The following is a 13,555-nucleotide window of genomic DNA, read 5'->3' as shown; positions in this document are numbered from 1 at the left end:
CTGATCGTCGTTGTGTTGTTTTTAAACGAATTTCCTACGTGTTCGAGGGTCTGTATCCACGCCTGTTGCCATAACATTGTGGTACAGAATAATTCAGCGAATACCTGAACCGCTCGGTTCTCTTCTTGGGGGCGGGTGGCGGCGGTGGTATAGTTCGCGGCCTGTTCGGCGCGCCTGGACAGCTTGTCGGGCTCCAAGAACCGGCGGCTGCTGGCGAATGCTGTATCGCAAGGAGTTTAGATGAGTCCTGATGACGCCTATGCGGTCGAGTTGAAAGGTGTGTCTTTCAAACGCGGTACGCGCAGCATTTTCAATAACGTAGATATTCGTATTCCGCGGGGCAAGGTCACCGGGATCATGGGGCCGTCCGGTTGTGGCAAGACTACCTTGCTGCGCCTGATGGGCGCGCAGTTGCGTCCGGGCGAAGGCCAGGTCTGGGTCAATGGCCAGAACCTGCCGGAGCTGTCGCGCAGCGATCTGTTCGATGCCCGCAAGCAGATGGGCGTGTTGTTTCAGAGCGGCGCGCTGTTTACCGATCTGGACGTTTTCGAAAATGTCGCCTTTCCCTTGCGTGTGCACACCGAACTGCCGGAAGAAATGATCCGCGACATCGTACTGCTCAAGCTCCAGGCCGTGGGTCTGCGCGGTGCGGTTGAGCTGATGCCCGACGAATTGTCGGGTGGCATGAAGCGTCGTGTCGCGCTGGCCCGTGCAATCGCACTCGACCCTCAGATCCTCATGTATGACGAGCCCTTCGTCGGGCAGGATCCTATTGCGATGGGGGTATTGGTGCGCCTGATCCGGTTGCTCAACGATGCGTTGGGTATCACCAGTATCGTGGTGTCTCATGATCTCAGCGAAACGGCGAGCATTGCCGATTACCTGTATGTCGTGGGCGACGGTCAGGTGCTGGGGCAGGGCACGCCCGAGGAATTGATGTCCTCGGACAATCCACGAATTCGTCAATTCATGACCGGCGAGCCTGATGGCCCTGTACCGTTTCACTATCCGGCACCGGATTTTCGCGAAGATCTATTGGGGAAGCGCTGATGCGCAATAAGTCACTGATGGACAGGGTTCGCCTGTTGGGGCGCTCGGCCATTGATATTGTTACTGTTCTGGGGCGTTCCGGTCTGTTTCTGGTCCATGCCCTGCTCGGTCGCGGCGGCGCGGGCAGCAGTTTTCAGTTGCTGGTAAGGCAGCTTTATTCGGTCGGCGTCATGTCGCTGGTCATCATTGTGGTGTCCGGACTGTTCATCGGGATGGTGCTGGCGCTGCAGGGCTTCAGCATTCTGACCAAATACGGTTCCGAGCAGGCAGTCGGCCAGATGGTCGCACTGACCCTGCTGCGTGAACTCGGGCCTGTGGTGACGGCTTTGCTGTTCGCCGGCCGTGCCGGTTCTGCATTGACCGCCGAGATCGGCAACATGAAATCTACCGAGCAGTTGTCGAGCCTTGAGATGATCGGTGTCGATCCGCTCAAGTACATCGTTGCGCCCCGCTTGTGGGCAGGTTTCATCTCGCTGCCGATTTTGGCGATGATTTTCAGTGTGGTCGGTATCTGGGGTGCTTCCTGGGTGGCGATCGATTGGCTGGGAGTCTATGACGGTTCTTTCTGGTCGAACATGCAGAACAGCGTTTCTTTCACGAACGATGTGCTCAATGGGGTGATCAAAAGCGTCGTATTTGCCTTCGTGGTGACGTGGATCGCCGTTTTTCAGGGTTACGACTGCGACCCCACTTCCGAGGGGATCAGCCGCGCGACGACGAAAACCGTCGTATATGCCTCATTGGCCGTTCTGGGACTGGACTTTATTTTGACCGCCTTGATGTTTGGAGATTTCTGATGCAAAACCGTGCCATCGAAACCGGAGTCGGTCTGTTCCTGCTGGCCGGGATACTGGCTCTGCTCCTGCTGGCCCTGCGAGTCAGTGGTCTGAGCACAAGTGCGAGCACTGACACGTATAAACTTTATGCCTACTTCGACAATATTGCCGGTTTGACTGTCAGAGCCAAGGTAAGCATGGCTGGCGTCACCATCGGCAAGGTAACGGCGATCGACCTGGATCGCGATACCTTCACCGGTCGTGTGACGCTTGAGATCCAGAAGAAGGTCGACAACCTGCCTTCCGACTCGACGGCGTCGATCCTGACCGCTGGCCTGCTGGGTGAGAAATACATCGGTCTCAGCGTCGGTGGCGACGACAAGCTGCTAAAGGACGGTGCAACCATTCATGACACGCAGTCGTCGCTTGTGCTGGAAGACCTGATCGGGAAATTCCTGCTCAATACCGTAAGTAAAGACGCCAAGTAAGCCAAGTAAGGAGTTTTAAATGATCTCTACCCTGCGCCGCGGTCTGCTGATATTGCTGGCCACCTTGCCGATGCTGGCCAATGCTGCGGCAACGCCTTCGGCTCACGATCTGGTGGAACGTACCACCAAGGAACTGTTGAGCGATCTGGCGACCAATCGTGAGCAGTACAAGTCCAATCCGAGTGCTTTTTACGACGCGCTGAACCGTATTGTCGGACCCGTCGTCGACGCTGATGGCATTTCCAAAAGCATCATGACCGTGAAGTATTCCCGCAAGGCGACGCCTGAACAGGTGAAGCGTTTCGAAGAAAACTTCAAGCGCAGCCTGATGCAGTTCTACGGTAACGCATTGCTTGAGTTCAACAACCAGGGCATCACCGTTGCGCCTGCCAAGGATGAAGGCGACGACCGTACCAGCGTTGATATGCAGGTCAAAGGCAACAACGGTGCCGTCTACCCGGTTTCCTACACGCTGGTAAAACTGAACGGCGAGTGGAAGGTGCGTAACGTTGTCATCAACGGTATCAATATCGGCAAGCTGTTCCGTGATCAGTTCGCCGACGCCATGCAGCGCAACGGTAACAACCTGGACACTACGATCAATAACTGGGCTGGCGAAGTCGCCAAGACCAAGTCCACTGTAGATGCTGCGCAGAAGCCTGCACAATGAGTGAGTCCGCTGTCCGGCTTGTCGGTCCGGGCGAACTCCGGTTGATCGGTGTGCTGGATTACCGCACCGGTCCGCAGCTGCGCAAGCAGGGTGCGGCGCTGATCAAGTCCGGCGATCTGGCCGACCTGACGCTCGACTGCTCGGGCGTCGAGAAATCCAGCAGCGTGGGTCTTGCCTTGCTGCTGGCTTTCATGCGCGATGCCAGGGATGCAGGCAAGTCGATCACGGTCCGGTCGCTGCCTGAAGACATGCGCCAGATAGCCCGCGTATCAGGTCTGACCGAGTTACTGGACACCCACTGACAGGCATTATCGAGAAAGCCCTTTATCCGGGACCTGCTTGTCGGGCTTCGCATAACATGGGCTTTTTTGTATGATGGCCGACCCGCGCGCGTACAGCGCCGATCGAGGTTAAGCATGCAGGCCGTAGAAGTTAAAAGCTTCCTTGAAGGAAAGCTGCCGGAAATCAAGGTGGAAGTCGAAGGCGAAGGCTGCAACTTCCAGCTGAATATCATCAGCGACGAATTGGCTGGCCTGAGCCCGGTCAAGCGTCAGCAACAGATTTATACCCATCTGAACCCCTGGATTGCCGATGGCAGCATCCACGCGGTGACCATGAAATTTTTCAGCCGCGCTGCATGGGCCGAGCGTTCCTGAGCCAATTGGTGTCGAGACTCTAATGGATAAATTGATTATTACCGGCGGCGTTCGTCTTGATGGCGAAATTCGCATTTCCGGCGCAAAGAACTCTGCCTTGCCGATTCTTGCCGCCACGTTGCTGGCTGACGGGCCGGTCACTGTTCAGAACCTGCCACACCTGCACGACATAACCACCATGATCGAGCTGTTCGGTCGCATGGGCATCGAACCTGTGATCGATGAAAAACTCAGTGTCGAGATCGACCCGCGCACCATCAAGACGCTGGTCGCCCCGTACGAACTGGTAAAGACCATGCGTGCGTCGATTCTGGTCCTGGGCCCGATGGTCGCTCGTTTCGGCGAGGCCGAAGTGGCGCTGCCAGGTGGCTGTGCCATCGGTTCGCGTCCGGTTGACCTGCATATCCGTGGTCTTGAAGCCATGGGTGCGATCATTGACGTCGAGGGTGGCTACATCAAGGCCAAGGCACCTGAGGGTGGCTTGCGTGGCGCCAACTTCTTCTTCGACACCGTGAGCGTGACCGGTACGGAAAACATCATGATGGCTGCGAGCCTCGCCAACGGTCGCAGCGTGCTGCAGAACGCTGCGCGCGAGCCCGAGGTTGTCGATCTGGCCAACTTCCTGATCGCGATGGGTGCGAAAATCCACGGTGCTGGCACCGACACTATCACCATTGATGGCGTCAAGCGTCTGGGCCCGGCCACCTACAAGGTCATGCCTGACCGTATCGAGACCGGCACCTATCTGGTAGCCGCCGCCGTCACCGGTGGTCGCGTGAAGGTCAAGGATACCGATCCCACCATCCTTGAAGCTGTTCTGCTCAAACTTCAGGAAGCCGGTGCGGAAGTCACGACCGGTGAAGACTGGATCGAGCTGAACATGCACGGCAAGCGTCCAAAGGCTGTCAACGTGCGTACCGCGCCGTACCCGGCGTTCCCGACCGACATGCAGGCGCAGTTCATCTCGCTCAATGCGATTGCCGAAGGCACGGGTGCGGTCATCGAGACCATCTTCGAAAACCGCTTCATGCATGTGTATGAAATGCACCGCATGGGCGCTCAGATCCAGGTCGAAGGCAACACGGCCATTGTCACCGGGACCGAAGTTCTCAAGGGCGCGCCAGTCATGGCAACCGACCTTCGGGCGTCGGCCAGTCTGGTGATCTCTGCGCTGGTTGCCCAGGGCGACACGCTGATCGATCGCATCTACCACATAGACCGTGGTTACGAGTGCATCGAAGAGAAGCTGCAAATGCTGGGCGCCAAGATCCGCCGCGTTCCGGGCTAGTAGCGTGCGGTCCTGATGCCACCGACATCGGGGCCGCCTGTTCTGTCGCGGGTGTGATTTCTGATTCGTTTCACTTCAGGCCGAACAGGCTTGAGGGTTGCCATGCGCCGCTTGCGTCGTGACAAAAGTTTCCTGATAAGGACTTACGTTTCCCATGTTGACCATCGCACTGTCCAAGGGCCGCATTCTTGATGACACCCTGCCGCTTCTTGCTGAAGCGGGCATCGTGCCGACCGAGAATCCGGATAAGAGCCGCAAGCTCATCATCCCCACGACTCAGGCCGATGTGCGCCTGCTGATCGTGCGAGCCACCGATGTGCCGACCTATGTCGAGCATGGGGCTGCCGATCTGGGTGTCGCGGGCAAGGATGTGTTGATGGAGTACACCGGCCAGGGCCTGTACGAGCCGCTGGACTTGCAGATTGCCAAGTGCAAGCTGATGACTGCAGGCGCTATCGGTGCCGTTGAGCCCAAGGGTCGTCTGCGCGTGGCGACCAAGTTCGTCAATGTTGCCAAGCGTTACTACGCCGAGCAGGGCCGTCAGGTCGATATCATCAAGTTGTACGGCTCCATGGAGCTGGCACCGTTGATCGGTCTGGCAGACAAGATCATCGACGTGGTCGACACCGGTAACACCTTGCGAGCCAATGGCCTTGAGCCGCAGGAACTCATTGCGACCATCAGCTCGCGGCTGGTGGTAAACAAGGCGTCCATGAAAATGCAGCATGCACGCATTCAGGCCCTCATCGACACCCTGCGCAAGGCAGTGGAGTCGCGACACCGTAGCTGATTCACTCACGCAACGTTGAGTTGCGTCCAGCTATCCGTGTCATAGCCAGATTTCTCAGGTGCCTGCGCGGATAGCTTGGTAGCTTTAGGCTCCTGAGCATCCGCCAATTATTGAGGCCACCGCTATGACCACGCCCACTGCAATTCGCCGACTCGACGCTGCTGATCCGGATTTCGCACGACATCTGGATCATCTGCTGAGCTGGGAAAGTGTGTCTGATGACTCAGTCAACCAGCGCGTGCTCGACATCATCAAGGCGGTGCGCGAGCGTGGTGATGCGGCACTGGTCGAGTTCACCCAGAAGTTTGACGGGCTGCAGGTCGCTTCGATGGCCGACCTGATTCTGCCTCGTGAGCGCCTGGAGCTGGCGCTGACCCGCATTACGCCGGTTCAGCGCGAAGCACTGGAAAAGGCTGCCGAGCGTGTGCGCAGCTACCACGAAAAGCAGAAGCAGGATTCCTGGAGTTACACCGAGGCCGACGGTACGGTGCTGGGCCAGAAAGTCACACCGCTCGACCGTGCAGGTCTGTATGTACCCGGTGGCAAGGCCTCTTATCCGTCCTCGGTATTGATGAATGCCATACCGGCCAAAGTGGCTGGCGTGACCGAAGTGGTCATGGTCGTGCCCACGCCGCGGGGTGAGATCAACGAACTGGTACTGGCGGCCGCCTGCATTGCCGGCGTCGACCGGGTGTTCACCATCGGTGGCGCGCAAGCTGTGGCAGCGCTGGCTTACGGCACCGAAAGCGTGCCGAAGGTCGATAAGGTTGTCGGCCCTGGCAACATCTATGTAGCCACTGCCAAGCGTCATGTGTTCGGCCAGGTCGGTATCGACATGATCGCCGGTCCTTCCGAGATTCTGGTGGTGTGTGACGGTCAGACCGACCCGGACTGGATCGCCATGGACCTGTTTTCCCAGGCCGAGCACGACGAAGACGCCCAAGCCATTCTGGTCAGTCCGGATGCCGACTTTCTCGACAAGGTCGCGGCCAGCATTACCCGTTTGCTGCCGACCATGGAGCGCGCAGCTATCGTCGAAACGTCGATCAACGGCCGAGGTGCGCTGATAAAGGTGGCGGACATGGCGCAAGCCATCGAGGTCGCCAACCGCATTGCGCCTGAGCACCTGGAACTGTCGGTTGCCGACCCCGACGCCTGGCTGCCGCAGATTCGTCACGCAGGTGCGATCTTCATGGGCCGTCATACCTCCGAGGCGCTGGGCGATTACTGCGCAGGCCCCAACCACGTGTTGCCGACTTCCGGTACGGCACGTTTTTCCTCGCCGTTGGGTGTCTATGATTTCCAGAAGCGCTCATCGATCATCTATTGCTCGCCCCAGGGGGCGTCCGAGCTGGGCAAGACAGCATCCGTACTGGCTCGTGGCGAGTCATTGAGCGGTCACGCCCGCAGTGCCGAATATCGAATCACTGACCCCGACTGGAAAGCACGCAACACAGAGGACGGCAAATAATGAGCAAATTCTGGAGCCCTTTCGTCAGCGGTCTGGTGCCATACGTGCCGGGTGAACAGCCGAAGTTGACCAGGCTGGTCAAACTCAACACCAACGAAAACCCGTATGGGCCGTCGCCAAAGGCCGTCGAGGCCATGCACGCTGCGCTGACCGACGACTTGCGTCTGTACCCGGACCCTAACAGCGACCTGCTCAAGCACGCTGTTGCCGATTATTACAACGTACAGCCCAACCAGGTGTTCCTGGGCAACGGTTCTGATGAAGTGCTGGCGCATATCTTTCACGGTTTGTTTCAGCACGAGGCACCCTTGCTGTTCCCGGACATCAGCTACAGCTTCTATCCGGTGTACTGCGGCCTGTACGGAATCGACTACGAGATGGTCGCACTGGACGATCAATTCCGGATTCGTGCCGAAGACTATGCGCGGCCGAACGCCGGGATCATCTTCCCCAACCCGAATGCGCCAACCGGTTGCCTGCTTGGCCTGGACAAGGTCGAGCAGATCATCAAGGCCAGCCCGGATTCAGTGGTGGTTGTCGACGAGGCGTACATCGACTTCGGTGGCGAAACCGCGATTACGCTGGTCGATCGCTACCCGAACCTGTTGGTCACCCAGACCTTGTCCAAGTCACGCTCACTGGCCGGCCTGCGCGTCGGTCTGGCGGTGGGGCACCCTGATCTGATCGAGGCGCTGGAGCGGGTCAAGAACAGCTTCAACTCTTATCCGCTGGACCGCATGGCCAACGTGGGCGGTGCGGCGGCTTTCGAGGACCGTGAGCATTTCGAGACGACGCGCAACAAGGTCATCGAAAGTCGCGAAGTGCTGGTCGAGCAGTTGCAGGGCAAAGGCTTTGAAGTGCTGCCCTCGGCCGCCAACTTCATCTTCGCCCGTCACCCGCAACACGACGCCGCAGCCCTGGCCGCAAAGCTGCGCGAGCAGGGCATTATCGTTCGTCACTTCAAGCAGCAGCGTATCGCTCAGTTCCTGCGCATCAGTATCGGCACGCCAGAGCAGCATCAGGCCCTGCTGGAAGGTCTGAGCGACATCTAAGGGGGGATCTGTCAGCCCGAAAGCGGGCTGACTCTGCATTGCCACTCAGGATCGGGCACAGATCGTCCAGAACGACATGCACACGCGCAGGACTCATCGTTATACGCAAGTCTTGTGGGAGCGAGCTTGCTCGCCAAAGGGTCTGCACAAGCGCCGAAAATGCATCGAGTGAAACACCGTCTTCGCCAGCAAGCTCACTCCCACGCCCTTCGGGCAGAAGCCTGGACGCCCTTTATTCCGGGCGTCTCAGGTAATGGCGCTTTACTCCGGCGCTGCGGCAGGCGTCGGTGCAGGCGGCGGACGCAGGCCGACTTCAGCGCTCAGACGCATTTCCTTGCCGTTGCGCATCACGTCGATGGCAATCTTGTCCTTGGGCTTGGTGCGCGCAACCTGGTTCATCGAGCGGCGACCGTCGCCGGCAGGCTCGCCATTGATGCTCAGAATTACATCCCCCAATTGCAGCCCGGCCTTCTGTGCCGGTCCGTCGCGGAAGATGCCTGCCACAACGATGCCCGGACGATCCTTCAGCCCGAACGACTCGGCCAGTTCCTGGGTCAGCGGTTGAACTTCGATGCCCAGCCAGCCACGAATGACCTGGCCGTGTTCGATGATCGACTTCATGACGTCCATCGCCAGCTTGGTCGGAATGGCGAAGCCGATGCCCTGGGATCCGCCGGATTTGGAAAAGATCGCGGTATTGATGCCGATCAGGTTGCCGCTGGCGTCTACCAGTGCGCCGCCCGAGTTGCCCGGGTTGATGGCCGCGTCGGTCTGAATGAAGTCTTCGTAGGTATTGAGGCCCAACTGGTTACGGCCAGTGGCACTGATGATCCCCATGGTCACGGTCTGACCAACCCCGAACGGGTTGCCGATGGCCAGCGCGACGTCGCCGATACGGATGCCGTCAGAACGTGCGATGGTGATTGCGGGAAGGTTTTTCAGGTCGATCTTGAGTACCGCCAGATCGGTTTCCGGGTCATTGCCGATCACCCTGGCAATGGTTTCACGGCCGTCTTTCAGGGCAACCACGATCTGATCTGCGCCAGTAGTGACGTGGTTGTTGGTCAGTATGTAGCCCTCCGGGCTCATCATGACGCCAGAGCCGAGGCTTGACTCCATACGCTTTTGCTTGGGCGTGTTGTCGCCGAAGAAGCGCCGGAACTGCGGGTCTTCGAAAAGGGGGTTATTGCCCTTGTTGACCATCTTGGTGGTATAGAGGTTGACCACCGCCGGGGCTGCGGCAATGACCGCATCGGCATAGGAAGACGGACCTTGCATGACGTTGGTGGTCTGTGGAGCCTGTTGCAGATTGACATCCAGGCTCGGCAGGCCGACCCACTGCGGATAACGCTGAATAATCAGCATGGCGATAAGCACGCCAGCCAGCAATGGCCAGCCGAAAAAACGCAGTGCCTTGAACATTTAACAAGTCCTGATGGTTGCGGGCGCAGAAAGTTTTGCCACGGGTGCGCCATAATGGCGGGCATTATACGAGTACAACGCAGCTCTGAACTGCATATTTAGGAGTCTTTTATGGCTGTTGCCCTGAGCACCCTGGTCGAAGAAGCCGACCGCTATCTGAACAGTGCCCGTATTCAGGATTACTGCCCCAATGGCCTGCAGGTCGAAGGCCGGCCCCAGGTCATGCGCATCGTCAGCGGCGTGACGGCGAGTCAAGCCCTGCTGGATGCCGCTGTCGAGGCGCAGGCTGATCTGATCCTGGTTCATCACGGCTATTTCTGGAAGGGCGAAAACCCTTGCGTGGTCGGCATGAAACAGCGTCGCCTGAAAACGTTGCTCAAACATGACATCAGCCTGCTCGCCTATCATCTGCCGCTGGATGTGCATCCCGACGTGGGCAACAACGTGCAGCTGGCGCGGCAACTGGAGATCACCGTTGAAGGCCCGCTGGACCCCGAAAATTCGCGCGTGGTCGGCTTGATCGGCTCCTTGTCCGAACCCATGACCGCTCGAGATTTTGCCCGCCGCGTGCAGGACGCACTGGGGCGCGAGCCGTTACTTGTCGAGGGCAGTCAGATGATTCGCCGTGTCGGCTGGTGCACCGGTGGCGGTCAGAACTATATCGATCAGGCGGTGCTGGAAGGCGTCGATCTCTTCCTGAGTGGCGAAGCGTCAGAGCAGACGTTTCACAGCGCCAGGGAAAACGACATAAGCTTCATCGCGGCCGGGCATCATGCCACCGAGCGTTATGGTGTTCAGGCTCTGGGTGATTATCTGGCCCGGCGTTTTGCCCTTGAACATATCTTCATCGACTGCCCGAACCCGATCTGACCGATCAAACGGTGGGGTATATGTATAGATCGTTTCGATCTAGCCGCATCGCTGATTAGCGATATCACGCATGTTAAAGTGCGCGGCTCGAATACGGCCCGCAGGCCGCCCCGGGGTTTCCCGGTTCATAACGAACGTGAGTAGCCATGGTTGACAAACTGACGCATCTGAAACAGCTGGAGGCGGAAAGCATCCACATCATCCGCGAGGTCGCCGCCGAGTTCGATAACCCGGTGATGCTGTACTCGATCGGCAAGGATTCGGCCGTGATGCTGCACCTGGCGCGCAAGGCATTCTTCCCCGGTAAATTGCCATTCCCGGTCATGCACGTCGATACCCGCTGGAAATTCCAGGAAATGTATCGCTTCCGTGACCAGATGGTCGAGGAAATGGGCCTTGATCTGATCACTCACATCAATCCCGATGGCGTGGCTCAGGGCATCAACCCCTTTACCCACGGCAGCGCCAAACACACCGACATCATGAAGACCGAGGGCTTGAAACAGGCGCTCGACAAACATGGTTTCGATGCTGCCTTCGGTGGTGCCCGACGCGACGAAGAAAAGTCCCGGGCCAAGGAGCGTGTCTACTCGTTCCGCGACAGCAAGCATCGCTGGGACCCGAAAAACCAGCGCCCCGAGCTGTGGAACGTCTATAACGGCAACGTCAACAAAGGCGAGTCGATCCGTGTGTTCCCGCTTTCCAACTGGACCGAGCTGGACATCTGGCAGTACATCTACCTTGAAGGCATCCCGATCGTGCCGCTGTATTTTGCCGCCGAGCGCGACGTTATCGAGAAGAACGGTACGCTGATCATGATCGACGACGAGCGCATCCTCGAGCATCTTACCGATGAAGAGAAGTCGCGCATCGTCAAGAAGAAGGTCCGTTTCCGTACTCTGGGCTGCTACCCGCTGACCGGTGCCGTTGAGTCCGAGGCGACCAGCCTGACCGACATCATCCAGGAAATGTTGCTGACGCGAACTTCCGAACGCCAGGGTCGGGTCATTGACCACGACGGTGCTGGCTCGATGGAAGAAAAGAAACGTCAGGGTTATTTCTAAGGGGGTGTCACATGTCGCATCAATCTGATTTGATCAGCGAGGACATCCTCGCCTATCTGGGCCAGCACGAACGCAAGGAAATGCTGCGCTTCCTCACCTGTGGCAACGTCGATGACGGCAAGAGCACGCTGATCGGGCGTCTGCTGCACGACTCCAAGATGATCTACGAAGATCATCTTGAAGCCATTACCCGAGACTCGAAAAAGTCCGGCACCACTGGCGATGACGTCGATCTGGCGTTGCTGGTGGACGGTCTGCAGGCCGAGCGCGAGCAGGGCATCACCATCGATGTCGCGTATCGCTATTTCTCCACGGCCAAGCGCAAGTTCATCATTGCCGATACGCCAGGACATGAGCAGTACACCCGTAACATGGCCACTGGTGCTTCGACCTGTGACCTGGCGATCATTCTGGTGGATGCGCGCTATGGGGTGCAGACCCAGACCCGTCGTCACAGCTATATCGCTTCGCTGCTGGGCATCAAGCATATCGTTGTCGCCATCAACAAGATGGACCTCAATGGTTTTGACGAGAGCGTGTTCGAGTCGATCAAGACCGATTACCTGAAGTTTGCCGAGGGTATTGCGTTCAAGCCGACCACCATGGCGTTTGTGCCGATGTCTGCGCTCAAGGGCGACAACGTGGTGAACAAGAGCGAGCGTTCGCCGTGGTACACCGGCCAGTCGCTGATGGAGATTCTCGAAACCGTCGAAATCGCCAGTGATCGCAACTATGCAGACCTGCGATTCCCGGTGCAGTACGTCAACCGTCCGAACCTGAATTTCCGCGGCTTCGCCGGTACGCTGGCCAGCGGCATCGTGCACAAGGGCGACGAGATAGTCGTGCTGCCGTCGGGCAAGAGCAGCCGTGTGAAGTCCATCGTCACCTATGAGGGTGAGCTGGAGCATGCCGGGCCGGGTCAGGCTGTGACCCTGACCATGGAAGACGAAATCGACATCTCCCGTGGCGACCTGCTGGTGCATGCCGACAACGTTCCGCAGGTCAGCGATGCGTTCGACGCCATGCTGGTATGGATGGCCGAAGAGCCCATGCTGCCGGGCAAGAAATACGACATCAAGCGTGCCACCAGCTATGTGCCGGGCTCCATTGCCAGCATTACCCATCGGGTCGATGTGAACACGCTGGAGGAAGGCCCTGCCAGCTCGTTGCAACTGAACGAGATCGGCCGGGTCAAGGTCAGCCTCGATGCGCCCATCGCGCTGGACGGCTACAGCAGCAACCGCACTACGGGCTCTTTCATTGTCATTGATCGTCTGACCAACGGCACTGTGGCGGCGGGCATGATCATTGCCAAGCCGGTCTCGGGCGGCGGTTCGCAGCATCATGGCGAACTGGCCCATGTCTCCACCGAGGAGCGTGCGCAGCGTTTTGGCCAGCAACCGGCCACGGTATTGTTCAGCGGTCTGTCCGGCGCGGGCAAGAGTACGCTGGCGTACGCGGTCGAGCGCAAGCTGTTCGACATGGGCCGTGCGGTCTACGTACTGGACGGTCAGAACCTGCGTCATGACCTGAACAAGGGCTTGCCACAGGACCGTGCCGGTCGTACCGAGAACTGGAGCCGTGCCGCTCACGTGGCGCGCCAGTTCAACGAAGCGGGCCTGCTGACCCTGGCTGCTTTCGTTGCGCCGGACGCCGAGGGACGGGAGCGTGCCAAGGCGCTGATCGGCAAAGAGCTTCTGCTGACCGTCTATGTTCAGGCGTCACCCGCGGTGTGCCGCGAACGTGACCCGCAAGGCCTGTATGCCGCTGATGGCGACAACATTCCTGGCGAGTCCTTCCCGTATGACGTGCCACTGAATGCCGATCTGGTGATCGACACGCAGACACTCAACCTGGAAGAAAGCGTCAGGCAGGTGCTGGGCCTGCTGCGCAGCCGCGGCGCGATCTGATTGCGCTGACACCGTGTCCGTTCTCTGAGCGGGCACGGAGCGCACAGA

At 58.7% G+C, this 13,555-nt stretch carries 14 protein-coding genes; 13 read left to right on the top strand and 1 reads right to left on the bottom strand.

Features of this window, described 5'->3' with window-relative positions:
* The first annotated feature begins 240 nt into the window (after positions 1-240).
* The 10 genes from MME58_RS21155 (at position 241) to hisC (ending at position 8,241) form a co-directional block, all read left to right on the top strand.
* Entirely contained in the window at positions 241-1,050 is an 810-nt protein-coding gene (locus tag MME58_RS21155; protein WP_005754063.1) for an ATP-binding cassette domain-containing protein, read from the top strand.
* A complete protein-coding gene (gene mlaE / locus MME58_RS21150) occupies positions 1,050-1,847 on the top strand; it encodes a lipid asymmetry maintenance ABC transporter permease subunit MlaE (protein WP_054985095.1) in 798 nt (265 codons plus the stop codon). The genes MME58_RS21155 and mlaE overlap by 1 nt, the downstream gene beginning before the upstream one ends.
* Positions 1,847-2,314 carry an outer membrane lipid asymmetry maintenance protein MlaD gene (mlaD, locus tag MME58_RS21145; protein WP_054985096.1) on the top strand — a complete coding sequence of 156 codons (468 nt, stop codon included), beginning with the start codon at positions 1,847-1,849 and terminating at the stop codon, positions 2,312-2,314. The genes mlaE and mlaD overlap by 1 nt, the downstream gene beginning before the upstream one ends.
* A gap of 19 nt (positions 2,315-2,333) precedes the next feature.
* Positions 2,334-2,984: an MlaC/ttg2D family ABC transporter substrate-binding protein gene (locus MME58_RS21140; protein ID WP_054985097.1), complete on the top strand. Its 651-nt coding sequence runs from the start codon at positions 2,334-2,336 to the stop codon at positions 2,982-2,984.
* Positions 2,981-3,286 carry an STAS domain-containing protein gene (locus tag MME58_RS21135; protein ID WP_054985098.1) on the top strand — a complete coding sequence of 102 codons (306 nt, stop codon included), beginning with the start codon at positions 2,981-2,983 and terminating at the stop codon, positions 3,284-3,286. Before MME58_RS21140 ends, MME58_RS21135 begins: the two co-directional genes overlap by 4 nt.
* Before the next feature lie 114 nt (positions 3,287-3,400).
* Complete coding sequence (locus MME58_RS21130) at positions 3,401-3,640, top strand: BolA family protein (RefSeq protein WP_002555079.1); 240 nt, start codon at positions 3,401-3,403, stop codon at positions 3,638-3,640.
* Positions 3,641-3,662: 22 nt separating this feature from the next.
* Positions 3,663-4,928 (top strand): UDP-N-acetylglucosamine 1-carboxyvinyltransferase, encoded by a 1,266-nt coding sequence (gene murA, locus MME58_RS21125; RefSeq protein ID WP_002555078.1) that lies wholly within the window; start codon positions 3,663-3,665, stop codon positions 4,926-4,928.
* Positions 4,929-5,082: 154 nt separating this feature from the next.
* Positions 5,083-5,718 carry an ATP phosphoribosyltransferase gene (gene hisG, locus MME58_RS21120; RefSeq protein ID WP_002555077.1) on the top strand — a complete coding sequence of 212 codons (636 nt, stop codon included), beginning with the start codon at positions 5,083-5,085 and terminating at the stop codon, positions 5,716-5,718.
* A 124-nt stretch (positions 5,719-5,842) separates the two neighbouring features.
* Entirely contained in the window at positions 5,843-7,189 is a 1,347-nt protein-coding gene (gene hisD, locus MME58_RS21115; protein WP_055006899.1) for a histidinol dehydrogenase, read from the top strand.
* Complete coding sequence (hisC, locus tag MME58_RS21110) at positions 7,189-8,241, top strand: histidinol-phosphate transaminase (RefSeq protein ID WP_055006900.1); 1,053 nt, start codon at positions 7,189-7,191, stop codon at positions 8,239-8,241. The genes hisD and hisC overlap by 1 nt, the downstream gene beginning before the upstream one ends.
* 261 nt (positions 8,242-8,502) lie before the next feature.
* Here hisC and algW read toward each other — a convergent pair whose 3' ends face one another.
* A complete protein-coding gene (algW, locus tag MME58_RS21105) occupies positions 8,503-9,663 on the bottom strand; it encodes a Do family serine endopeptidase AlgW (RefSeq protein ID WP_004656566.1) in 1,161 nt (386 codons plus the stop codon).
* 111 nt (positions 9,664-9,774) lie between these two features.
* Between algW and MME58_RS21100 the strand changes: the two genes are divergently transcribed.
* The 3 genes from MME58_RS21100 to cysN all read left to right on the top strand — a co-directional run bounded on the left by MME58_RS21100 (position 9,775) and on the right by cysN (position 13,507).
* Positions 9,775-10,533, top strand: a complete 759-nt coding sequence (locus MME58_RS21100) for a Nif3-like dinuclear metal center hexameric protein (protein ID WP_054986678.1) — start codon at positions 9,775-9,777, stop codon at positions 10,531-10,533.
* A 146-nt stretch (positions 10,534-10,679) separates the two neighbouring features.
* Complete coding sequence (cysD, locus tag MME58_RS21095; protein ID WP_003313577.1) at positions 10,680-11,597, top strand: sulfate adenylyltransferase subunit CysD; 918 nt, start codon at positions 10,680-10,682, stop codon at positions 11,595-11,597.
* Positions 11,598-11,608: 11 nt separating this feature from the next.
* On the top strand, positions 11,609-13,507 hold the full coding sequence (gene cysN, locus MME58_RS21090) for a sulfate adenylyltransferase subunit CysN (RefSeq protein ID WP_055006901.1): 1,899 nt from the start codon (positions 11,609-11,611) through the stop codon (positions 13,505-13,507).
* Positions 13,508-13,555: the final 48 nt, after the last annotated feature.

The organism is Pseudomonas syringae pv. tagetis, from assembly GCF_022557255.1.
GTDB lineage: Bacteria > Pseudomonadota > Gammaproteobacteria > Pseudomonadales > Pseudomonadaceae > Aquipseudomonas > Aquipseudomonas caricapapayae.
The sequence above is the reverse complement of the archived record's forward strand: the minus strand, read 5'-3'. Positions and strand labels throughout refer to the sequence as shown.

Excerpts from the sequence above, each read along its gene's own strand:
- MME58_RS21155 (WP_005754063.1), top strand. The coding sequence starts at position 241 with ATGAGTCCTGATGACGCCTATGCGGTCGAGTTGAAAGGTGTGTCTTTC.
- mlaE (WP_054985095.1), top strand. The coding sequence starts at position 1,050 with ATGCGCAATAAGTCACTGATGGACAGGGTTCGCCTGTTGGGGCGCTCG.
- mlaD (WP_054985096.1), top strand. The coding sequence starts at position 1,847 with ATGCAAAACCGTGCCATCGAAACCGGAGTCGGTCTGTTCCTGCTGGCC.
- MME58_RS21140 (WP_054985097.1), top strand. The coding sequence starts at position 2,334 with ATGATCTCTACCCTGCGCCGCGGTCTGCTGATATTGCTGGCCACCTTG.
- MME58_RS21135 (WP_054985098.1), top strand. The coding sequence starts at position 2,981 with ATGAGTGAGTCCGCTGTCCGGCTTGTCGGTCCGGGCGAACTCCGGTTG.
- MME58_RS21130 (WP_002555079.1), top strand. The coding sequence starts at position 3,401 with ATGCAGGCCGTAGAAGTTAAAAGCTTCCTTGAAGGAAAGCTGCCGGAA.
- murA (WP_002555078.1), top strand. The coding sequence starts at position 3,663 with ATGGATAAATTGATTATTACCGGCGGCGTTCGTCTTGATGGCGAAATT.
- hisG (WP_002555077.1), top strand. The coding sequence starts at position 5,083 with ATGTTGACCATCGCACTGTCCAAGGGCCGCATTCTTGATGACACCCTG.
- hisD (WP_055006899.1), top strand. The coding sequence starts at position 5,843 with ATGACCACGCCCACTGCAATTCGCCGACTCGACGCTGCTGATCCGGAT.
- hisC (WP_055006900.1), top strand. The coding sequence starts at position 7,189 with ATGAGCAAATTCTGGAGCCCTTTCGTCAGCGGTCTGGTGCCATACGTG.
- algW (WP_004656566.1), bottom strand. The coding sequence starts at position 9,663 with ATGTTCAAGGCACTGCGTTTTTTCGGCTGGCCATTGCTGGCTGGCGTG.
- MME58_RS21100 (WP_054986678.1), top strand. The coding sequence starts at position 9,775 with ATGGCTGTTGCCCTGAGCACCCTGGTCGAAGAAGCCGACCGCTATCTG.
- cysD (WP_003313577.1), top strand. The coding sequence starts at position 10,680 with ATGGTTGACAAACTGACGCATCTGAAACAGCTGGAGGCGGAAAGCATC.
- cysN (WP_055006901.1), top strand. The coding sequence starts at position 11,609 with ATGTCGCATCAATCTGATTTGATCAGCGAGGACATCCTCGCCTATCTG.